The sequence below is a fragment of the Thermonema rossianum DSM 10300 genome (genome assembly GCF_000426825.1).
Taxonomy (GTDB): Bacteria; Bacteroidota; Bacteroidia; order Cytophagales; family Thermonemataceae; genus Thermonema; species Thermonema rossianum.
The window spans coordinates 188310-209104 of the sequence record NZ_AUGC01000001.1 but is presented as its reverse complement, the minus strand read 5'-3'; the positions used below and the strand labels follow the sequence as shown (position 1 = coordinate 209104).

Genomic DNA, 20795 nt, shown 5'->3' with positions numbered 1-20795 from the left:
TTTCTCATGTCCTAAGCCGCTCCCATAACCAAAAAGCAGACATAGCTCCCAAAGCAATGAATGCCCACACCCAAGCGGGCATTTTTTTATTTTCTGCTTTCTTTACTGCTCCTTTTGTTTTTGCCGGATGGCCGGCTTGCCGTTGATACCACTGCTCCATATAAGCATAACGCCCGGCAGCCATCCAAGAGGCGGGCATTCGACTTATCCACATACCTCTTTGAGCTACCTTCGTGGTTTTGTCTGCAATGGCTACCCATTGATAGAATCCTTCGTGAGGCGGATACCACGCGCCCTGCCAAACCGTTGTATCAGATAGTTGCTGGGTAAGGTTCAAGGGGTAGCGCCGGGTATTTTCTTCCAAAACATAAGCGTCCCGCACAGATTGCTTGCTGTAAAGGCGGAAATCGAGCCGGTGGCGGGCGAAGGCTACTGCCGGGAGCTTCCACAAAGCCTCGGGGGCATAAGGACGTGCCAGCGCACCGGCTACAAACAACCAATAGCGTTGGTAAGACTCTATATTTCCACCCAAAAACCAACTGTAGGTGTTGTCGATGGTGGTCATAGCCAGCTTACCACGCCCATAGTTTTCGCAAACGGTCAATGCCTGTCCTTTTTCATCGGCAGCAAGCACGAGCACCCCTCGCGCAGTGCGAATGCGCCACCCACCAAGAGGCAACTCCCCTAAAGTGTGGTTTTCCAGGCGAACCGTACCGCGCACTTCCTTTACACGCGCAGGCAACATCCGGTAAGACGGGTAACGTGTATTGCCTTCACTAAATATCCACAGCACCCCCAAACCCTTATTTTTCACTTCTGACAGCACCCAAGCTTGCTCTTGACTGCTCAGGCTCTGCCAACCGGCTTCATCTATAAGAAGCCAGTCAAAATGCGCCAGCACCCCGGGCGTAATTTTTTGTAAAGACATTGGTTCACTCGCATGCCACTCTTCGGCATAAACTCCCTCACTCATATGGGAACGCAAGGCATACTCACCGCCTTGCTTTTTTATCCATGACTTCAGAAACTTGCTTTCTGCCCGTGGCGCACCTTCAATAATCAGCGTACGAACATTGCCCCGTGTCAACTGCGGTTGATTGCACCACAGCGTATCACTTTCATATACAATGCCTATGGGCATCCAGGCCAAAGGCGAAAAAGCCACGGAAAAGCGCTCTTTGAAGGGCTGTGCAGTAGCAGCGGTTTTTATAGATGTTTGGCTACCATTGGGCAATAAAATACTCAACTCGGGCTTGCCTGTCCAGGTAACAGACACCTGCAGGCTATCGAGCATGTACTTGGGCGTCACTTCCACAGCCTGTACGCCCTCGCAAAGCGCCGGCAACCATTGCACTTTTACGGGCAAGCTGTCGAGCACTGCCAAGAAAGCAGGTGGCAAGCCGGCTCCCAAGACATAGAGTTCTTCGTAATGCTGTGCCAGCCGGCGCAATTGCCCGGGTGTTTTCAGCAGCTTTTCGCCTTGCGAAGCCTCTTCCGGCTGCAAGGGCTCATACAAACGGTAATAGTCCCCTTCGGGAAGCGCCTCATCTGAAAGCTGCTCGCTACATAGGGTAAAAATAACCAAGCGCTTAGTGCCGGCTTCATGCGCCTGCATGGGCAGATGCAACACATAGAAAAGGGCGAGTAAAGAGGTTCCGCCCAATAGTCCAACTGTCAGCCACTTTTTATTCTTCAAAACCGCCACGAAATTCCACTTGATATTAAAACGCTTTGGTTAGAAGTGGTAGTATTCGATTTCAAGTAAATTTCATCTTTTGAATAAAACGGACGGCACTCCAAACGGCACTTGACCTGTTTCACGGGACTATAGGCTGCTCCCAAAGTCCATGAAGTATTCACAAAACCGTTGGGCGTGGCCGTAGTATAAAAAATCTCATTTTCATCCTGAAAATGCTCGATACGGGCATTGATACTCCACTTTTCTGTAAGGTAATAATTTCCCGTGATATTTACAGCCCATGCCTCGTTTTTTTGTTGACTGCTGCGGGCGGTCGCCAATAGCCCTTCTACGAGCAGGCTCCAGCTGTCCTTTTCATAGTACACAAAGGGGTTGTGCACCCACCAAAGAGAAGTAGCGTTCACGCCTTCGTTACCATAAAAAGTAGCATAGCTCAGCGTAAGCCCTTGTGCAGGATAATATTGTATTTGAGCACTCAGTGCCTTGTCCCGGTTGTTATCGGCAATGCGCTGCCATCCATTCAGGAAAGAAGCAATGATTTGCCAGCGTTCGGCAGGCAGGAAGGTCAGGCGCACCCCTGCCTCATAATAAGGGGTGGCTTCGGCAATAAAGGAACGGCTATACACGGCATTGTCTGCGGACACAGGCGACTCAAAGCCCAAAAAAGAAGAGAAAACGCCGGCATCGAACCACCAACGCCCGGCTAAACGCACGCCGGCATTGGCCTCCAGCACATAGCGTGCCCAATCGGGCTCAGAAGCGTAATTGGTAGCCATATAGGTGCCGGTAGCCAAGGCGAGTGTGGCACGCCAGCTTTCTTCTGCTATGCTTGCCTTAAGGTAGGCAAGACTTACGGAGAGTTGGTTGTGATAAGCCGGATGCGTCAATGTGTGCACTACGCTTTGTTGTGGCGGGTCATTGGCATCATAGGCGAAATAGGTGTCGCCGTAAACCTCCCACCGGACCTTAGGAATGGGCAAGCTGTCGTTTTGGGCAATGGCAGTTATATAGCCGCTAAGAAAAAACAAACAGAACAGATAAAATAAATTGCTTTTACTCATGGTACGATAAGTTTTGTCGTGTCTGCTTTATTAGACGGCATTAGTCACCGTATTTTGCCAGCCAACGACTAATGGCTGCCGCCACTTGCTCGAGTCCCTCTTTGTCTTGCTCGTCAAAGTCATTGAGGGCCTTGCTGTCCACATCAATCACCATGCGCACCTCACCATTGAGCAGCACCGGCACCACTATTTCCGAACGGGATTCCGAGCTGCAGGCAATGTGGCCGGGGAAGGCTTCTACGTCGGGCACTATGAGTGTTTGTTTTTCGCGATAGCAGGCACCGCACACGCCTTTGTCGAAGGGAATGCGGGTGCATGCCAAGGGACCTTGGAAAGGTCCTAACACCAACTGTCCGTCTTTTACCAGGTAAAAGCCCACCCAAAAGAAATCAAACGCTTGCTTCAAAACAGCTGCAATATTTGCCAAGTTGGCAACCAAGTCAGATTCCGAAGCAATCAAGGCTTCAATTTGTGGCACCACTGCAGCATAAATGTCTTTTTTTGTGCCGGTTGAAGGAATGGTCAATTGTTCTGCCATAGCTGTAATTGTTTATTTTTGCTTGATAAATTAAAACAAATTTTCCTTGAAGTCTAAAACTTTGGTGGTAGTTACCGGTCCTACGGCGGTAGGAAAAACGGCGCTGTGCGTGGAGTTGGCCCAAGCGCTGCAAACAGAAATTGTATCGGCAGATGCCCGGCAAATCTACCGCGAGATGCGCATAGGCACTGCCCGCCCTACACAAGAGGAAATGGGCGGCGTTGTGCATCATTTCATAGCTTCGCACTCCATCCACGACAACTACAGCGCCGGCAAGTACGAAGCCGAAGCACTTCGGCTGCTGTCTTCTTTATTCGAGCGTTATGACACACTGCTGCTTACCGGCGGCTCCGGCTTGTATATCAAAGCCGTATGCAGTGGACTGGACAACTTCCCTGAAATTCCCCCGAGCATACGGCAACAATTGCAACAAGAGCTTGAACAAAAAGGTTTAGAATCATTGCAGAAAGAGCTGTTGGCTCTTGACCCCGAAAGCTACGCAGAGATAGACCTGCAGAACCCAAGGCGTGTATTACGTGCACTGGAAGTATGCCGGGCATCCGGTCGCCCCTACGCCTACTTCAAACGCCGGGCAGCTGCAAAGCGTCCTTTCCGCATAGTGGGTTTTGTGCTTCATCGTCCCCGCCCCATCCTTTACAAGCGCATCAACCAAAGGGTAGATATGATGATGCAAGAAGGGCTGTGGGAAGAAGCACAGGCTTTGTTTCCTTTTCGCCATTTGACTGCCTTGCAAACCGTGGGCTACCAAGAGTTATTTGAAGCCATGGAAGGAAAATACGATCGCACTACTGCCGTGGAGCTTATCAAGCGGAATACCCGGCGCTATGCCAAACGACAGCTTACGTGGTTCCGCCATCAGCATCCGGCGTTCGAATGGATAGACATGGAAGGGCGCTCCCACGCACAAATCATTGAGCACATAGTTGGCCGTTTACACGCCTAACAGCTTGGCAATGGCTTTTGACGGGTGGTGGGTCCGGTAGTAATGATAGCGTCGCTCGGCTATAAGCAGTTGCTTACGGGCAAGAATCAAAGCCTTGATTTCTTCATCCAAAGCGCTTGTGCCGGATTCATCAAAAAAGCGCTTTACCGACTCTTGCATTTGCTCAATGGAATGTGTCGCATCGAGCACTTTTACCAAGGTCTGATGCCGGCTTTTTGCCTTCAGCTGCTTCCAGGCATCCATCGCCTGCTGATATTCGCCCTGTGCTCTTTTCAAGCTATAATACCCAACCATAGCTACGAAAAACACCAAAGCTATCGACCAGATGATGATTGGTGCAAATCCCATAGTTCTGTGATTTCTTTTATCTTTGACAAAGATAAATAAGTATTTTATCAAACAAACCTTTGTTTTCTATGTATAAAACCATAGACCCGAAAGACATCAGCACACGGGAGCTGCACGGCTATTTGCTGGGAGCAGTGGCGCCGCGTCCTATTGCCTTTGCCAGCACCATCGACAGCCGGGGCAATGTAAACCTAAGCCCTTTTAGCTTTTTCAATGTTTTTGGTTCCAACCCGCCTACCCTGATATTTTCGCCCGCACGCCGGGTGCGTGACAATACCACCAAACACACACTTGAAAATGTTCAAGAAGTGGGCGAAGTGGTAATCAACGTAGTCAATTATGCCATGGTAGAACAAATCTCCCTGGCAAGCACCGAGTATCCCAAGGGCGTCAACGAATTTATTAAAGCCGGATTCACACAAGTACCTTCCCTGAAGGTGAAGCCTCCCCGTGTAGGGGAGTCGCCTGTAGCTTTTGAGTGCAAGGTGAAACAGATTATCACTACCGGCGAAGAAGGGGGCGCCGGCAACCTTATCATTTGTGAGGTAGTCATGGTACACATCAAAGAAGACATTTTGGATGAGGGCGGAAAAATAGACCAGCACAAAATTGATTTGGTGGGGCGCTTGGGCGGCTTATGGTATGTGCGCGCTTCGGGCGATGCCCTGTTTGAAGTACCCAACCCCAGTGGCACACAAAATATAGGATTCGACGGACTTCCGGCTTTTTTATTGGAAACCGATCGCTTAACTGCCAACGAATTGGCCAAGCTGGCACGGCACGAAGCCTTGCCGCCTGCTGAACAGGTCAAAGCTTTTGCTCAAAGCGAAGAATACCGCAAACAACTGGCCGGCAAGCCTGACGAAGAAACAATATACGACCTTGCCAAGCAGCACCTGCGAAACAACGAAGTAGAAAAAGCATGGCTCTACCTTTTACAATTAAACAACCAATAATTCATTCTGCTTTAAACAAGTATTACTATGAGTGAACAACTGCTTATTCAACAAGAGGGGCAGGTCAAATACATCACCTTGAACAACCCCCGCCGCAAGAATGCGCTTACCAAAGACATGATGACCGGCCTGCTGGCTGCCATTCAACAAGCCGAACAGGACGATACGCGGGTAATTGTGTTGCAAGGCGCCGAAGGGAATTTCAGCAGCGGTGCCGACCTCATGGCAGGCGACGAATTGCGCGCCGACGTAACCACCTACCTCAAAACAGCCGTAAATCCTACCATTTTAGCCATACGCAATACCGATATTCCCGTGATAGCTTCTATCAGTGGTGTATGCGTGGGCTTGGGCTGCAATCTGGCATTGGCTTGCGATATGTTGCTGGCATCAAAGGATGCGCGTTTTAGTCAAATATTCACCAATATAGCCCTCTCTGCCGATGGGGGTGGTTCTTATTTCTTGCCCCGGATGGTGGGTTATCAAAAAGCCTTCGAATGGATGGCGCTGGCAAGCATGGTGCCTGCCGAAGAAGCCCACCACTACGGCATGCTCAACCGCTTGTACGAGACCCCCGGCGAGCTGCAGGAAGCTACCCGCGCCTTGGCGCAGCAGCTGGCTGAAGGTCCCTTCATTGCCATCAAACATACCAAAGCCAACCTGCGCAAAGGCATGGAAAGCACCTTGGAAGAAACGCTGAACCTGGAAGCCGAAAATCAAGGCAAAAACTTCCTAACCAAAGATTTCCTCGAAGGGATACAGGCTTTCTTCGAGAAGCGAAAACCAAAATATCAGGGGAAATAAAGAAGCTTATTCTTGGAACATCTTTTCACTCTTCTTATCTTCATAAGAAAAAGAAGAAAACAATGAAAGCTTATTATCTCCTGATTACCTTATTATTAGGAATGGCCTTTGCCTGCTCACAAGAAAAAAAAGAAGAAGAAAAAGAGTTCAAGCATACGCCGGAGATGAGTCAACGGCTCGAGGAAAGTCACCAAGAATGGCTCCGGGAGCACAGCCGTTGGGTAGAAGAGCATCGTAAGTATGAAGAGCTATTTCAACGCTTGCGTAATAGCTATTTGGAAACAGCCAACCCACCGGCAGCTTCTTTCGACTCGCTGAGCCGGGCGCTGCAAAAAACCATCGAAGAGCATGCGCAGCTCTTGTCCGACCATGTCGTGCGTCTCGATGCCCATGGCGAAACGGTGCTTCGTCACAAGAAAAAAGAAGTAGATGATGCGTATGCGCAAAAGAAAGAAGAGAAGTTTAAAAAGCAGCATCAAGACTTGCTTAAAAGGCATGATGAGATGCTCAAACACTACGAAGAGCAACTGCAACGCCTGACAGAGATGATAAAAGAAGCCGGCGGCACCCCGCCTTCCATGGAGGAGATAGACCGCGAGCTGCAAGGGCAAGCGGTACCTTCTGACAGTACTCCGTAATGGCACTTCCCCGGAAATAAAAGAAGGGCTGCGTAGCCCTTCTTCATTTATTCCTTGATTTTTCCTTCATTTAATGCTTCCTCCTTTGCCGTGCGTTCTGCTTCATCCCAAGGCATCGGCACTTGGTTTCTCAACAGGTCGTCGAGTGTTTCAGCCTTGCGAATCAAATAGGGTTTTCCTTTGTATAGCAAGACTTCTGCCGGGCGCAGGCGCGCATTATAGTTGGAACTCATGGTAAAGCCATAGGCGCCGGCATTGCATATTGCCAAAATATCGCCCTCGCGCACTTCATGCAACTGGCGGTCCCATCCGAAGGTGTCGGTCTCGCAAATATATCCTACCACCGTATAGATACGTTTTGCCCCTTCGGTGTTGGATATATTCACAATTTCGTGATAGGCATCATACATCATGGGGCGGATAAGATGGTTCAGGCCGGAGTTAACGCCCACGAACACAGTGGCAGGTGTTGTTTTTACGACATTGGCTTTGACCAACAGATAGCCGGCTTCACTGACCAAGTACTTGCCCGGCTCAAACCATATTTCTACTTCTTTGCCATATTCCTTGCTAAAAGACTTGTATTCTGACTGCAAACGCTTGGCAAGCGTTTCGAGGTCCGTCACCACGTCACCTTCCTTATAGGCTACTTTAAAGCCACTGCCAAAGTCGATGAAATCGAGGTTGGGAAACTCCCGGGCAATGTCGAACAAGATGCGCGCGCCCTGCAAGAAGACCTCCGCATCCAAGATGTCGGAGCCTGTGTGCATATGCAAGCCATTGACCCGGATACCATAGGTTTGAATTACCCGCTGCAAGTGGCGCATTTGCAGGATGGAAATACCGAACTTAGAGTCGATATGCCCGGTCGAGATTTTGTGATGGCCGCCTGCCATAATGTGCGGATTCAGACGGATACAGCAAGGCACCTCGCCCCCGTAGGCATGTCCAAATTGCTCGAGAATAGAAATATTGTCTATATTTACCACCACGCCATAATCTACCGCGCGCTTAATTTCTTCAAAGTCCACACTATTGGGAGTAAACAAAATCTCATGCGGTTCAAATCCGGCCTTTAAGCCCAATTCTACTTCTTGTATAGACACCGCATCCAAGCCCACACCCAAACGCTTCATCAGTTGCAAGATGGCTTGATTATTCAGCGCTTTCAGGGCATACTTTATTTGTACCGGCATTTGGCGAAAAGCCTGCTGCATGTGTTTAACTTGTGCTTCTATTTTCGATGCGTCATATACATACAAGGGGGTGCCAAATTGCTCACACAGCCCGGTGAGTGGAATTCCCTGAAGGCAGTATTGCCGGTTAATAAGTTCCATAGCTTTGCTTTTATGATTATGAACAAATGTGAACAAAGATAGTGTATTTTACGCTTGCATGGTTTGGTTTTTGCAGATAGTACCTTTGATTGTCCCTTTCTTAAATCTTTTTTGAAGATGAAACGATATTTTTTGATTTTATTGCTTTTGCCCGGCTTATTTGCCGGTTGTGATCTCCTGCAAGAGCCGTCCACAGGTATTTCCGATGAAGAGATAGCCCGCGGGCTGAAAGAAGCACTGCGTGTAGGTACCGATAGCAGCGTGGCATTGCTTAACAGAACAGATGGTTATTTCAAAGACGAAGCAGTAAAAATATTCCTTCCGCCCGAAGTACAGCAAGTGCAGCAGCTCATTGAAACCACCGTGCCGGGTGCCAATTTGTTGCTCAATGAAGTGGTTTTAAAGATGAATCGTGCTGCTGAAGATGCAGCTGCTGAGGCCGCCCCTATTTTTAAAGACGCGATTACGGGCATGAGCATTCAAGACGCCCGCGATATACTTTTTGGTAGCGACAGCGCTGCAACTGTTTACTTGGAAACCCAAACCCGCAGTCAGTTGTTTGCAGCCTACAGCCCCAAGGTGCAGGCTTCTTTGGATGAAGTAGGGCTTCCCACACTTTGGAATCAAATTGCCACTCCCTACAATCAGTTTGCCAATAGCTTGCCCGGCCAGTTGGCAGGTGCTCAACCTATTCCGGACGATCTGTCGGAATACGTTACCAATAAAGCCCTGGACGGCTTGTTTACAAAGGTTGAAGACAAAGAGAAAGACATACGCTACAATCTGAATGAGCGGGTAACCGACTTGCTTCAAAAAGTGTTTGGACTGCTCAACAAGTAATAAGCAAGCCTTGCTCTTGTCTTTACTATCGCTAATAAAGGTAGCACGCCCAAAGGCTACCTTCTTTTTTTACCTCTACATGATTCTGCAAGGTGGTAGAAAGCGACAAGCCCACAAAATCAGGCACTACGGGAAAGAGTTTATGATCCCGGTACACCAAAACGGCTATCTGCAGTTTGGGAATGGCAATACGGTAAAAGGGCTGGAGGGCATAAATCAAGGTGCGGCCGGTGTTCAACACATCATCTACCAATACCACCGGGCGGTTGCTTAGAAGCTCCGGTGCGGCTTTTAGTTGCACATCGCCACACACAGGCGCCTGCTTGTCCACTTCTATTTCATATAAGCCCACAGCCTGCCGGCTTATTTTTTTATACTCGCCGGACAGCGCTTCTGCCAAGTGGTAGCCGGTTGGCGCCACGCCCACAAATGCAATTTCTTCATAAGCGTGATTTTCTTCATAAATTTCGAAAGCAATACGCTCTATCTTTTGCCTGATTTGCTTATCTGTCAGAATGCGTGTAGCTTGTGTATTTGCCATGGTCAGATGCCTGTTTTGTCGGCAAGATAGTAAATGTGCCTTGAAATGAGTAGCTATGTTTCGAATGACTATTGAAGATATCGTTTTCTTTCCTTTCTTCCTGTTGCTGATATTGCTGCTTGCATTCCTGCTCAAACCGGCAGTTACCAACCCCATCAGCCGGCGTTATTATTTTCCGGCTTTGGGTGTAAAGCTGCTGGGGGCTATAGCTTTGGGGCTCATTTATCAGTTTTACTACGGTGGCGGCGATACTTTCAACTTCTTTCACGATAGTTATTTTATCTGGAAAGCCTTCATAGACAACCCCATGAAGGGGCTTTTCATTATTTTCTCTGGTCCTGATTTTGAGGATGCAGACACTTACCTGTATTTGCGTAATACTTACTTTGCTATTGACCCCAATACCTTTTTCGTCATCAGATTGGGGGCGCTCTTTGGTATTTTCACCTTGCATCACTACTCTGCCATTGCTCTGTGCTTTGCTTTTGTAAGCTTCACAGGCGTGTGGGCGATGTACCGCACCTTTTTTGTCATGTATCCCATGCTTCACCGCCCCTTGGCAGTGGCTTGTTTTTTTCTGCCTTCTGTTTTCTTTTGGGGGTCGGGCTACATGAAAGATACCATCACCTTGGGAGCACTCGGCTGGGCTTTTTATAGTTTTTACTGGGGCGTGGTGCGCCAAAAAAAGATGGTACGCCACCTTATTATCTTCGTAATAGCTGTTTGGTTTATCTACCGCATCAAAATTTATATTTTGCTGTGTTTTTTGCCGTCCCTCATATTGTGGGTATTTTTAAGGTTCCGCAACCGCATGCGTCCGGGGGTGCTCCGGGCTTTGGTGGTTCCCCTACTTCTACTGCTAGCCACTCCTATTGCTTATGTGGTTGTGAGTGAAATCACTGAAGGTACGCGCTACTCCATAGAGTCGCTGGCAAGCACCACACAGATCACAGCCGAATGGCTTTATTATGTGAGTACGATGGAAAGTGGTTCTGCCTACAGCCTGGGGGAGTTTGACGGCACATGGCAAAGTGTGATAAGTAAATTTCCGGCGGCGGTGTGGGTGTCTCTCTTTCGCCCCTACTTGTGGGAAGTGCGCAACCCGGTCATGTTGTTGGCTTCATTAGAAGCCACGGCATTCTTTTTTCTCACCTTCCGCCTGTTGTGGCAAATGCGCAATAAGCTGATCACTCTGACACGCTACCTTTTTGAAGAACCCCTTATCATGATGAGCCTCGTGTTTGCCATCAGCTTTTCTTTTGGTGTAGGGGTAAATAGTTATAATTTCGGCACACTGGTGCGGTATAAAATTCCTATGATGCCTTTTTATGTATCGGGGCTATATATATTGCGTTATCACGCGAATAAACGCACAACCCTCATTTGACAGGCATGCACGGAATAATGTTTTTCCACAAAATTCCGCCCCGCCTGTCCAAACTTTGTTCGTAAGGCTGGATTCTCTATGAGCAGCTCTAAATAATGCAGCCAATCCTCAAAGGAGCGGGCACAGAAGCCTCGTTGTCCGTGCTCGACTATCCGGGCGTTCACCCCTACGGGCGATACCACCGGTGGTATTTCCAAGGCCATATATTGCAAAGCCTTAAACCCGCATTTTCCTTTTGCCCATGCATCTTCTATCAGGGGCATTAAGCCAATGTCTATGGCTTGCAGGTCTTCTATTTCCCGCTCTTTGCTCCATGGTACAAATTCCAAGGAAGGCAATTCAAAGTCGGGGGCAACATTGCATATCACCCTTACCTTTATTGGATGTGCTTCTGCCAGCTTCCACAAAACAGGCGCTATGGTTTGCAAATAGGGCAAGGTAGAGTGCGTGCCGGTCCATCCAAGTACGACGGGCTTGCTGCTGTCCGGCTTTTTTTGGCTGTCCGGGCGATGATAGCCGGTATCAATGGTAGTAGGAATCACCACTACGTTTGTATTCCATTGGCGTGCGAACGCTGCCAAATAATCATTGCCTACACTTATTTTGTAAGCATAACGGCAAATGTGCTTCACTTTAGAATGCCACTTTAAAAAGGCAGCTATACGGTTTTGTTGTGAAGTATTGGGCAGCCAAATGGCATCATCAAAATCATAAACCAAGCGTTTGTTCAATATTTTACTTATCCACCACTCAAAAAAAGGCGGTCCTATGGGTGCCAATTCTCTATGCACGAACACGAAATCATAGCAGCGTGCCCGCCACAGCAGAGTCAAGCGCCTCACGAATCCCCGCAGCATTCCCAAAAGTTTGGCGCCCCAGGCCCCCGGGCGGTAGAGCACCTGCCAAGCCCGTTGATCCCAAAAACTTTGAAAATGTACTTCAAAACCGGCCTCGCGCAGGCATGAATAATACTGCTCAAAGCGAAAACGCTGCGATGGTGCCTCACCTTCAGGGTAAGGGGCTAAAAACAAAATACGCTTTTTCATGACTACATCATGCTTTGATAAATCTTCCAGTAACGCTCTATCCCTCCTTCCAGGCTAAAATATTGTTGTGCTACGGTACGAAAAACCTCCGGTGGGGTGCTTATCAAAGAAGGTATTTGCCGGACCACCTCTTCGAACGCATGCTCTTCATAACAATAGGTCCAAGGTTTCTTTCTGGGCTTTGAGCGAAGCAAGGCACCACAAGGGTAAGTAGAAAACAAAAAGTCGTGGTCGCCTACCTGCTCGTTGGCAATCACGGGCAAGCCACAAGCCAGCATCTCGCCCATTTTGGTTGCCGAAGAAGCTATCTTTGAGAATGCCGGCTTGATAAAGAACACCCCGGCGTCTGCTTGTGCCAAAAGTGCGGGCACTTCCCGGCGCTCTGCCGGACGCACTTCTATCCCCTCAAACGGTATTTGCAAACGGGAACAAGCCTCCTTCACGATGCTTGCCGGTTCGCGGGTAACAATTAAAAAGGTAGCCGACGAATAACGCCGGCGCACATGATGAAAAAAACGCAACATGTCGTCAAGCAGATACCACGTGCCCAGTGAGCCAAGGTAAATCAAGCGCAGGGGTGTTTCAGCTGTACAGACACGAGGCATGCGCAGTTTATTGAAGTGTGCCAGATCCACACAACAAGGAATGACTGTTATTTTCCCGGCATCCACTCCCCAATGAGTAGTCATCCAATCGCGGGCAGCATGTGTCAGCGATATTATATGATGCGCCTCTTGCAAAAAAAAGCGCTCCTCTCTTTTAAAATAGCGATATACCCAATAGTGGAAGGGGTTGTTCAGCTTCCATATCTTTCCATCTATGCGCTCATCTGCCCAGAAACCGCGCATGTCAAACAGAAAAGGGATACCATAGCGCTTTTTTATCCGCCGGGCAACCCACGCCCCCATGTAGCTGCGTGCATGCAGAAAATCAAATACCTTCTGCCGGTGCAGGTGGATTGCTTTCCGGTACAGGCGGTAAACATTTGCCCACTGAGCCAACAAAGGGGGGCGGCGGAGATAGCTCACAGGCTGCCAGTCGATAGAAGGATGCAGAAGCGCAGCGATATGGGCGGCTCCGTGTCTGTATCGCTCCGGTTTTTCCAAGCTAAGCAAAGTAATATCAGCCCCTTTTCCGGCTAAGCCGTTCAGGTAAGGAATCACTTGCGACTGCCCCAAAGGATCAGTCATGCCATCGGGTGAGATATAAAGTACTTTCATTGAAGACAATCCGGCAAGATTTGTCTTTCAAAGATAGGAAAAGTTGTAGCTTTGCAGCCTGTATCTAAACCCAAAGTCGTAGAGTGAAGATGAAGCCGGCACCTCTCAAAGCAGAAGTTAAAAAAGCTTTTAAAAAACTACTCAAGCAAAAAGGGAAACAGCGCCATATTGAACAATTAGCTGTTGAACTGCATCATGAGGTCTTTGCCGTCACCGACTGCCTTGCCTGCGCCAACTGCTGCAAAAGCATACCACCTATTGTTACGGGGCAGGACGCACGCCGTATTGCCAAATACTTGGGCATGAAAGAGGGAGATTTCGCGGATACTTACCTTCGAGTAGATGAAGACGGCGACCAAGTGATGAAAGCCACCCCCTGCCCCTTCTTAGACGAACAGAACTACTGCAATATCTATGAAGTACGCCCCAAAGCATGCGCCGAATACCCGCATACAGACATGCGGGACTTTTGCAAACACGCATCTCTCCATTTGCGCAATGCACAATTGTGTCCTGCGGCTGCCAGCATTGTAAACCGGATTGTAGAGCAGTGCCCATAATAACAGCGGCAGGTGCCCTTTTGTAGGAGAGCACCTGCCGGCATACAGTAGCACCTTTATCCGGACTAATGTCGAACAATCACGCGCTTGTCTATCCGTTGATTCCCCTGCTGCAAGCGCAAGATATAGCCTCCTTCTTGCCAAGAGGCGGTATCGATGCTGAGTGTGTAGTTACCCGCTTGATGTCGTTTTTTCAAGGAAAACAACAGTTTCCCTTCCATACTCCATATCTCAATGTTTACCTCTCCCGGACGTAGCACCGCATAATTGAGCAACAGCAAAATGTTGGCAGGGTTCGGATACAGCCCAAGCAACACAGGTGCTATTTTTTGCTCACTTGCCGTCAGCACATAAGGTAAGGGCTCGGAGGGGGCCAAAGGCGGCTGTATGCTTTTGGGCTCGCTGGGGCTTTCGCTGCGTCGCAAGCGGCTTGTTCCGGCATCACTATAATAAGAAGCGGCAAAGAACTCTTCAATTGACGGTTGTAACACAGTAGGCACATAAAACCAGTCAGCTTGCACCCGTTGACTTTTAAGGTCAAGAATCAGATACCCATGCCGCGTCAAATCCACATACTTTAAATGCGGGTTGGGATTGAATCCTGCCAACGGTCCTGCCGAGGCGGGTAAGGGGCGGTTGATTTGATATTCTAACTGCTTGGCTAAAAACGCCCCTTGTGTTGAGTCTCCGGTGAGTTTTGTCAAATTCTCATCAAAGTTGGCCGAAGTAATGCTGGGCGTGGCAAATTCTATAGCCAAAGTACCTTTCCCACTTTGTTCATCGTAGGTAGCCCCGCCACTTGCCGGCACAGGCACTTGTTTTAAAACCGACACAAGCGAGTCGGAAGCAGTGTAGGCTGCCGGCCTCAAAGGAACATCAAAAGCAAAAGCGCAATGGAAGTCACCTGTTAGCCATACCAGATTGTGAATTTTTTCCTGTTCAATAAAATGAAGCAACTCCTTTCGCTCCGCCGGATAACCATCCCAAATATCCAAAAAGCTGCTTTCAATCTGTTCGGCTGTACCTATAGCCGGTGCGGCTGCCCACCATAAATTCAATTCTGAAAAAATCACTTGATTACCAATCATCTTCCATTGTGCTTTACTTTTCTTCAAGCCTTCTTTTAACCATGCCTTTTGTGCTTCTCCCAGTAAAGTGCGCGCAGAATTGTATAGCTCGGGGCTGGTGACATCATTAATTTGTATTTCACGACCTTCAAGGCGTGTATCTATCATAAATATATCGGCCAAGTCGCCGTAATTCAACACTCTGTAGAGTTTATGTTCTGCTTGCTCACGAACCGGCATCCATTCATAGTACACCTGTTTGGAAATTCGCTTTCGTTCTTCCCAGCTCCCTTCGCCCGGGTTATGATTCTCAGCTCCGTCTTTATAAGCATCGTTGGCAGACTCATGGTCGTCCCATACACAAATGAAAGGATGCTGCTGGTGTGCTTTGCGCAGGGCGGGGTCCAGTCGATATAAGGAATAACGCGTGCGGTAATCTGCCAAGGTTAAAATCTCGTGCGCAGGTTGGTGCCGGCGTGTTTCCAAACCGGCACCATAGGTGCCTTGCCCATATTCGTAAATATAATCACCTAAATGAATGACTGCATCCAGGTCTTCGCGACGAGCGATGGCTTCATAAGCATTGAAAAAGCCGGCTTCAAAATTGCTGCATGATACTACCGCAAAACGCAAATGATGCACGGTACCAGACGGAGCCGTGCGCGTGCGCCCCACTACCGAGTTGGCACCCAATGCCTGAAAGTAGTAATAATAAGTGGTAGCCGGTTGCAAGTTATCCACATCAACTTTCACTGTGAAGTCGCGACTTGCCGTTGCGTAAGCAAGGCCGCTCTGCACAATATTATGACAAGCAGAGTCAAGTGCCATTATCCAACGTACTTCAATAGAATCTGCTTCTACTGTACCGGAAGGCGTTACTCTGGTCCATATAATTACTTTGTCAGGCAGGGGGTCGCCTGATGCTACTCCATGGTAAAAAGGCGCTAAGGCCGGATCAGGTGCCGTAGCACTGCTTTTTCCAATAGCCCGGCCCAATGACAATGAATAGGTTGCCGGTGAGTGAGTGTGACTAATACTTGGCTGGGCAATTCCTTGCAAAACACCAAGCAAACAACAAAGCATGAGAAAGTAGTTGGCTTGCATATCTATCTTTTTTTCTGCGAATGACGCCAACTACTCTTACTTAATGATTAAGGATAGATAAACAGATTTTCAATTTTCACTCCAAAAAAATGCGTCAAGAACGGAAAGTCAAAATATTGAATTTCAATTTCGACAAACAATACAAAAGACTCGACAAGCGACTTGTTAATATTTCAAAATATTATTTCATTTTATATACAAAAACAAAACATACTATGCTTTATGAAAACATTACTTTCTTTTAGCCTTGTTTTCTTTTGCATAAGTCGAAGCATTTATGCACAAGAAGAGCCTGCCGCCGTAAAAAAGCGGGCAATGAGCTTTTCGCACTTACCATCGATGATATCGCCTATCAGGAGATAGAAAGTGCCTCGAAAAACAGCGAAAAACTCAACGAAGCTCCGGCTACTACCATCGTTATTACTGCTGAGGACATTCGCTTGCGTGGTTATACTTCCCTTTTCGATGTTTTCAACGATCTCCCTTCTTTTGACTTGTCGCGGGCATACGGAGACGACGAGTATTACATCCACACGCGAGGCAATCTTGTGTCTTTATCCGGTCAAATGCTTTTCATGATTGATGGTAAGATTATGAACTACTTGTATAACAACCGGATGCAGGCTTATTTAATGTATCCGCTTTACAACATTGAGCGTATCGAGATAGTGTACGGTCCGGCATCGGTTGTTTACGGTGCCAATGCCTTTATGGGGGTAGTGCATATCATTACCAAAAAAGAAGGCAAGAGTAATGTCTTCTTGTCCAAAGGTTCCTACCAAAACCATCTTATTGAGCTCAACTTAAACGAAATAAACGAAAAAGGGAATGGACTTTCTGTTCATGCACGCTTTCTGCGTGGCAATGCTCCTTCTGACATTGTAGATAGAACTCCTACCCTGCGCAGCTCCATTTTGACTGATCCTCAACAATGGGGCCCTTTCCGTAATACAGAGTTTTTTGGTTATCGAAGCCCCATTAACTCCAATTATCTACAGGCGACTTTTCAACAAGGTAATTTCCAATTTGGCTTTATGGGCTTCTTTCATGAAAGTGGATATGGCAGTGAATTTGCTTTTGATCGCTCACAGCCCAACGCCCGCTGGCAATTTGATGAAGAGACCTTCTTCATTAACTATAAACGCACAATAAATCGCCTTAAAAGTAATACCTTGGTTCATTTTCGACAAAGTGGCGTTCCCGGCACCAGCTTCTTCGTAGGGCGTTGGGATGCCAACACAAAATATGCCAGCTACTGGGCTACTTCCAACCTTTCGCTTACTTTATTTCAGGACTTCAGTCTCGATGCCGGCGAATCGTTCAAGCTTAACTTTGGAGTCAAGTTTCAATCGCGCTATTTGCAAAAAACTTACGAGACCGTTGACGGTCCTCCGGTAGCCAACGACTCTACGGCTTATCCACTCAACACCCTGCAACCTCCGATTCGGGGCATCTTTGCCTTGGATCAAGACAATCACTACTCGCTCAATGACCAAGGCACTTACGTACAGGGTAAGTATTACCTACAGGAGGGCAAGCTAATTATGATAGGGGGCGTACGCTACGACTACAATGATATTTGGAAAGATATATTTACGCCACGCGTTGGGGTAATATGGAACCCATCTCCAAGGTGGAGCCTCAAAAGCTTTTACGGCACTGGCTTTCTTGAACCAGCACCTCGTGTACTTTATGGTGGATGGGAAGGCAGCTTATCCAATCCCAATATTAAACCGGAACGGATGCAGACCGTCGAAGCATCTATAGCCCATATTAACCAGTTTTTCACTGTTGGATTAAGTAGCTATTGGAACCAAGGGAGTAATTTAATCAGTATCCAATCCGGTGCACCGGTAAATGTGGGTAAAAATCAAACTATAGGGGCAGACCTTTATTTTCGTTTTGCCAAAGAAATTTACGGCGAATGGGTGAACCACCTAAAGCTTGATGCCTACGTCTCTTACACCAAAGCGAAAATGGCTCTGGACGGCACCAATATGGAAACAACCGGCAACATAGCGCCATTCAAAGTACGCTTTATTCCCACTGCCCTACTGTTCAACAAAGTCTCTGTGTCTGTTCCTACCCGCTTTGTAAGCGAAACGCCCACTGTAAACACCAACCCCATTTCATCCATAGGGGCATATGTTGTAAGCGACCTCTCGCTTATCTATAATGACTTTTTGGCAGAGGGGCTATCCTTAGGCATAAAAGTGTACAATTTAAACGATGCAGATTATTATCATGCAGGCTATCGCGATGCCAGTGCGGGGGAAGCCCCCGATGGCATTAGCCAAGGCTGGTATAACAGCCGTTTGCCCCAGGCAAGAAGACATGGCTATGTGACTTTGCGTATGGAATTTTAGAACAAGAGTAAAAGAGCGGCGCAGTCAAAAGCGCCGCTCTTTTACTTCCTGTCTCTATTGTTTTCTATGATTCACAATATCGTGTTTATGATCGCCAAAAATCACATCTTGCACGGTATCGTAGCGTAAAAACTCATGAGGGAAGCCCAAATCGACCCGGCTGATTTCATCGAGTTGCTGCATGTGCTCTTCCGGGAGTTGCCAATTCAGACATCCCATCGATTCACGGAGTTGCTCCACACGCCGCGCCCCTACAATAGGAATGATTTGCGGATGCCGCCGGCGCAGCCAGTTCAGTGCTACCTGCGAGGCAGGCACTCCCAAGGACTCTGCTATCTCTCCCACTTTCTTTGCAATGCGCAAGTTGCGTTCTGTTACTTTGCGGCTCTGTGGCGAAAGGCGCCCCTTCCCCTCTATTTTGCCATCATTGTATTTGCCGGTAAGCAAACCGGCACCCAGTGGCGACCAAGGCGTAATGCACATATCGAAGTGATGTGCCATAGGCAACAGATCAGCTTCGGGTGTACGTTGAATCAAACTGTATTCAATTTGCAAGCCGGTGAAAGGTGTCCATCCCCGCCATTCGGCTATCGTATTGGCCTTGGCAACAATCCAGGCCGGCGTGTCAGAAATGCCGATATAGTGTACTTTGCCCGCCGACACCAAGTCATCGAGTCCCCGCATCACTTCTTCAATAGGTGTGGTAAAATCCCACATATGCACCCAAAGGATGTCTATATAGTCGGTATCGAGGCGGCGCAAGCTCCCTTCTACCGAGCGCATCATGTTCTTGCGGTGATTTCCCATGGCATTGGGGTCAGTGCGGTCATCGTAGAGGGTATATTTCGTGGCTATTACGTAACGGTCGCGGTGTGGTTTTACAAACTCGCCCAGCCAGCGCTCGCTGGTTCCTTCCGTATAGCGGTTGGCGGTATCAAAAAAATTTCCTCCTTGCTCTACAAAGGCTTCAAATATCTTTCTGCTTTCTTCTTTGTTGGCGCCCGTGCCCCACTCTTCGCCAAAGGTCATGGTACCCAAGCAAAGTTCTGACACCCGCAAGCCGGATTTCCCGAATAGTTTGTACTTCATCATATCCTTCAATGGTTTTAAGTTGTTTAAATTGTCTTGTGTTTAAAACAAGCCGGCTCAACCGGTATGTTCCTAGGAAAATAAAAAGCCCCCTTGGGGGGACTTTCTATGTCAATGTAACCATTAAAATGTCACGTTTATGCCGGGGTCTGCGCCTGCACCATAGACATCAACGCCTCCATGGTTTTCTTGACTCCCTCGTAGATGTCCACAATAGAAGCCTCCATCATATAGCAAGGCGAAGTGACGAGGCGGTTTTCCTCATCTACCATAATTTCGTTTACGGTTTTATTCACCGGCTCAGCACCCACTTTTCGCAGTCCCTCTTGTATACCGGCGATATCATAGGGCGAAGTCGCCGTCGTGCTTCCAATAGTAAGCTTCAAGCGGGCACCTGTGCCTTCCAATGCTTTAGCCACGGTAGTGGGCGACATGCAGACAGCCGCAATGGGCTTTTGGGTTTTATAGAAAGCTTGAATAAACTGTTTTACACTATCTACTATATCCCCTTCGGGGCCTTTAAATGCCCAAGTGGTGAAGTTCTTGGCTACACCAAAGCCACCGGGCATAGCCAAAGCGTCGAAGCTTTCCACCGCTGCTTTTTCTATGTCTAAAATATTGCCCCGGGCAATACGCGCTGCTTCAATCAACACATTGCGGCTTTCGGGCATTTCCTCGCCGGTCAAATGGTTGATGACATGGTATTGCGGGATGTCGGGGGCCACACACACAGGCTCGGCACCCAGTTGCTGCAGGCTCAGCAAAGTGCACACGGCCTCGTGTATTTCGGCACCATCATACACACCACATCCGGATAAGAGTACAGCTACTTTAGGTTTCATGGCTTTTTATCATTTTTAGTGATGTAGTGAATTTACAAATATTCTCTTTCTCGCGCAAAAAACACTATTCAAGCGGACGGCGCCCTTTTCCGGGCAAACGGTGAAAAGGTCTCGACTGGTGTGAATGATATTTGAGCGGGAAGTCAACCATTCTGTCAAAGAGGTCGAGCACTTGTTCGGGATTCGTCATATTGTGGCGAATCAAGGTGCGCACAATGCGTTCGGCATGCTTGAGCATTTGGTATTCGTAGCTATGCTCCAAAAGCAAACGCCTTTTGGATTTTTGAGAAGACAATATACGCATAGAGTAAAGTATTTTAAGAGCAAATTCCCTTGTTGAAAAGAAAGCTTTAAACAAAATAAAACTATTTTTGTAAAATATTGACAT

20 protein-coding genes are annotated in these 20795 nt (G+C 48.0%); 8 read left to right on the top strand and 12 right to left on the bottom strand.

Features of this window, described 5'->3' with window-relative positions; translation table 11 throughout:
- Positions 1–4: 4 nt before the first annotated feature.
- The 3 genes from K384_RS00985 to K384_RS00975 are packed head-to-tail and all read right to left on the bottom strand — an operon-like array spanning position 5 to position 3298.
- On the bottom strand, positions 5–1705 hold the full coding sequence (locus tag K384_RS00985; RefSeq protein ID WP_157629995.1) for a hypothetical protein: 1701 nt from the start codon (positions 1703–1705) through the stop codon (positions 5–7).
- A complete protein-coding gene (locus K384_RS00980) occupies positions 1693–2760 on the bottom strand; it encodes an outer membrane beta-barrel protein (protein WP_038028506.1) in 1068 nt (355 codons plus the stop codon). Before K384_RS00980 ends, K384_RS00985 begins: the two co-directional genes overlap by 13 nt.
- A gap of 40 nt (positions 2761–2800) precedes the next feature.
- Entirely contained in the window at positions 2801–3298 is a 498-nt protein-coding gene (locus tag K384_RS00975) for a GAF domain-containing protein (protein WP_038028503.1), read from the bottom strand.
- Between the two features lie 46 nt (positions 3299–3344).
- Here K384_RS00975 and miaA point away from each other — a divergent pair, with 46 nt between their 5' ends.
- On the top strand, positions 3345–4262 hold the full coding sequence (gene miaA / locus K384_RS00970; protein ID WP_038028500.1) for a tRNA (adenosine(37)-N6)-dimethylallyltransferase MiaA: 918 nt from the start codon (positions 3345–3347) through the stop codon (positions 4260–4262).
- Here the strand turns inward: miaA and K384_RS00965 are convergent.
- Positions 4251–4610 (bottom strand): hypothetical protein, encoded by a 360-nt coding sequence (locus K384_RS00965; protein WP_038028497.1) that lies wholly within the window; start codon positions 4608–4610, stop codon positions 4251–4253. The two genes, miaA and K384_RS00965, sit on opposite strands and share 12 nt — an antisense overlap.
- A gap of 68 nt (positions 4611–4678) precedes the next feature.
- Here K384_RS00965 and K384_RS00960 point away from each other — a divergent pair, with 68 nt between their 5' ends.
- The 3 genes from K384_RS00960 (at position 4679) to K384_RS00950 (ending at position 7008) form a co-directional block, all read left to right on the top strand.
- Positions 4679–5566 (top strand): flavin reductase family protein, encoded by an 888-nt coding sequence (locus K384_RS00960; RefSeq protein ID WP_038028496.1) that lies wholly within the window; start codon positions 4679–4681, stop codon positions 5564–5566.
- A gap of 27 nt (positions 5567–5593) precedes the next feature.
- On the top strand, positions 5594–6370 hold the full coding sequence (locus tag K384_RS00955) for an enoyl-CoA hydratase/isomerase family protein (RefSeq protein ID WP_038028494.1): 777 nt from the start codon (positions 5594–5596) through the stop codon (positions 6368–6370).
- A 62-nt stretch (positions 6371–6432) separates the two neighbouring features.
- Positions 6433–7008, top strand: a complete 576-nt coding sequence (locus K384_RS00950; protein WP_038028491.1) for a hypothetical protein — start codon at positions 6433–6435, stop codon at positions 7006–7008.
- 47 nt (positions 7009–7055) lie between these two features.
- On the opposite strand, the gene lysA is transcribed toward K384_RS00950, so the two are convergent.
- Positions 7056–8345 (bottom strand): diaminopimelate decarboxylase, encoded by a 1290-nt coding sequence (lysA, locus tag K384_RS00945; RefSeq protein ID WP_038028488.1) that lies wholly within the window; start codon positions 8343–8345, stop codon positions 7056–7058.
- A 117-nt stretch (positions 8346–8462) separates the two neighbouring features.
- Here lysA and K384_RS00940 point away from each other — a divergent pair, with 117 nt between their 5' ends.
- Positions 8463–9185 carry a DUF4197 domain-containing protein gene (locus tag K384_RS00940; protein WP_038028965.1) on the top strand — a complete coding sequence of 241 codons (723 nt, stop codon included), beginning with the start codon at positions 8463–8465 and terminating at the stop codon, positions 9183–9185.
- A gap of 31 nt (positions 9186–9216) precedes the next feature.
- On the opposite strand, the gene K384_RS00935 is transcribed toward K384_RS00940, so the two are convergent.
- Positions 9217–9726, bottom strand: a complete 510-nt coding sequence (locus K384_RS00935) for a phosphoribosyltransferase family protein (RefSeq protein ID WP_038028484.1) — start codon at positions 9724–9726, stop codon at positions 9217–9219.
- A 64-nt stretch (positions 9727–9790) separates the two neighbouring features.
- Here K384_RS00935 and K384_RS00930 point away from each other — a divergent pair, with 64 nt between their 5' ends.
- The gene (locus K384_RS00930) at positions 9791–11113 is read left to right on the top strand and encodes a hypothetical protein (RefSeq protein ID WP_038028482.1); all 1323 of its coding nucleotides are present in this window, start codon (positions 9791–9793) and stop codon (positions 11111–11113) included.
- Here K384_RS00930 and K384_RS00925 read toward each other — a convergent pair.
- Together K384_RS00925 and K384_RS00920 are read right to left on the bottom strand one after the other, a co-directional pair.
- Entirely contained in the window at positions 11083–12159 is a 1077-nt protein-coding gene (locus K384_RS00925) for a glycosyltransferase family 4 protein (protein ID WP_038028480.1), read from the bottom strand. The two genes, K384_RS00930 and K384_RS00925, sit on opposite strands and share 31 nt — an antisense overlap.
- Positions 12160–12161: 2 nt before the next feature.
- Positions 12162–13379, bottom strand: a complete 1218-nt coding sequence (locus K384_RS00920) for a glycosyltransferase (RefSeq protein ID WP_038028478.1) — start codon at positions 13377–13379, stop codon at positions 12162–12164.
- Between the two features lie 89 nt (positions 13380–13468).
- Here K384_RS00920 and K384_RS00915 point away from each other — a divergent pair, with 89 nt between their 5' ends.
- Positions 13469–13939 carry a YkgJ family cysteine cluster protein gene (locus K384_RS00915; RefSeq protein WP_038028476.1) on the top strand — a complete coding sequence of 157 codons (471 nt, stop codon included), beginning with the start codon at positions 13469–13471 and terminating at the stop codon, positions 13937–13939.
- A 65-nt stretch (positions 13940–14004) separates the two neighbouring features.
- Here the strand turns inward: K384_RS00915 and K384_RS00910 are convergent, their stop codons facing one another.
- Positions 14005–16110, bottom strand: coding sequence for an alkaline phosphatase D family protein (locus K384_RS00910; RefSeq protein WP_051632988.1), 2106 nt, complete (start codon positions 16108–16110; stop codon positions 14005–14007).
- Between the two features lie 257 nt (positions 16111–16367).
- Between K384_RS00910 and K384_RS00905 the strand changes: the two genes are divergently transcribed.
- Positions 16368–18476 (top strand): TonB-dependent receptor plug domain-containing protein, encoded by a 2109-nt coding sequence (locus K384_RS00905; protein ID WP_038028474.1) that lies wholly within the window; start codon positions 16368–16370, stop codon positions 18474–18476.
- 54 nt (positions 18477–18530) lie between these two features.
- Here K384_RS00905 and K384_RS00900 read toward each other — a convergent pair whose 3' ends face one another.
- From K384_RS00900 to K384_RS00890, 3 genes are all read right to left on the bottom strand, one after another.
- The gene (locus K384_RS00900; protein ID WP_245605265.1) at positions 18531–19568 is read right to left on the bottom strand and encodes an aldo/keto reductase; all 1038 of its coding nucleotides are present in this window, start codon (positions 19566–19568) and stop codon (positions 18531–18533) included.
- A gap of 134 nt (positions 19569–19702) precedes the next feature.
- Positions 19703–20407 (bottom strand): isoprenoid biosynthesis glyoxalase ElbB, encoded by a 705-nt coding sequence (elbB, locus tag K384_RS00895; protein WP_038028473.1) that lies wholly within the window; start codon positions 20405–20407, stop codon positions 19703–19705.
- A 64-nt stretch (positions 20408–20471) separates the two neighbouring features.
- Positions 20472–20711, bottom strand: a complete 240-nt coding sequence (locus K384_RS00890; protein ID WP_157629994.1) for a hypothetical protein — start codon at positions 20709–20711, stop codon at positions 20472–20474.
- Positions 20712–20795 lie beyond the last annotated feature (84 nt).

Coding starts and splice junctions, on each gene's coding strand:
- K384_RS00920 (WP_038028478.1), bottom strand. CDS start 13,379: ATGAAAGTACTTTATATCTCACCCGATGGCATGACTGATCCTTTGGGG.
- K384_RS00900 (WP_245605265.1), bottom strand. CDS start 19,568: ATGATGAAGTACAAACTATTCGGGAAATCCGGCTTGCGGGTGTCAGAA.
- K384_RS00915 (WP_038028476.1), top strand. CDS start 13,469: ATGAAGCCGGCACCTCTCAAAGCAGAAGTTAAAAAAGCTTTTAAAAAA.
- K384_RS00935 (WP_038028484.1), bottom strand. CDS start 9,726: ATGGCAAATACACAAGCTACACGCATTCTGACAGATAAGCAAATCAGG.
- K384_RS00950 (WP_038028491.1), top strand. CDS start 6,433: ATGAAAGCTTATTATCTCCTGATTACCTTATTATTAGGAATGGCCTTT.
- K384_RS00925 (WP_038028480.1), bottom strand. CDS start 12,159: ATGAAAAAGCGTATTTTGTTTTTAGCCCCTTACCCTGAAGGTGAGGCA.
- lysA (WP_038028488.1), bottom strand. CDS start 8,345: ATGGAACTTATTAACCGGCAATACTGCCTTCAGGGAATTCCACTCACC.
- K384_RS00975 (WP_038028503.1), bottom strand. CDS start 3,298: ATGGCAGAACAATTGACCATTCCTTCAACCGGCACAAAAAAAGACATT.
- K384_RS00960 (WP_038028496.1), top strand. CDS start 4,679: ATGTATAAAACCATAGACCCGAAAGACATCAGCACACGGGAGCTGCAC.
- K384_RS00910 (WP_051632988.1), bottom strand. CDS start 16,110: ATGCAAGCCAACTACTTTCTCATGCTTTGTTGTTTGCTTGGTGTTTTG.
- K384_RS00940 (WP_038028965.1), top strand. CDS start 8,463: ATGAAACGATATTTTTTGATTTTATTGCTTTTGCCCGGCTTATTTGCC.
- elbB (WP_038028473.1), bottom strand. CDS start 20,407: ATGAAACCTAAAGTAGCTGTACTCTTATCCGGATGTGGTGTGTATGAT.
- K384_RS00890 (WP_157629994.1), bottom strand. CDS start 20,711: ATGCGTATATTGTCTTCTCAAAAATCCAAAAGGCGTTTGCTTTTGGAG.
- K384_RS00980 (WP_038028506.1), bottom strand. CDS start 2,760: ATGAGTAAAAGCAATTTATTTTATCTGTTCTGTTTGTTTTTTCTTAGC.
- K384_RS00965 (WP_038028497.1), bottom strand. CDS start 4,610: ATGGGATTTGCACCAATCATCATCTGGTCGATAGCTTTGGTGTTTTTC.
- K384_RS00955 (WP_038028494.1), top strand. CDS start 5,594: ATGAGTGAACAACTGCTTATTCAACAAGAGGGGCAGGTCAAATACATC.
- K384_RS00930 (WP_038028482.1), top strand. CDS start 9,791: ATGACTATTGAAGATATCGTTTTCTTTCCTTTCTTCCTGTTGCTGATA.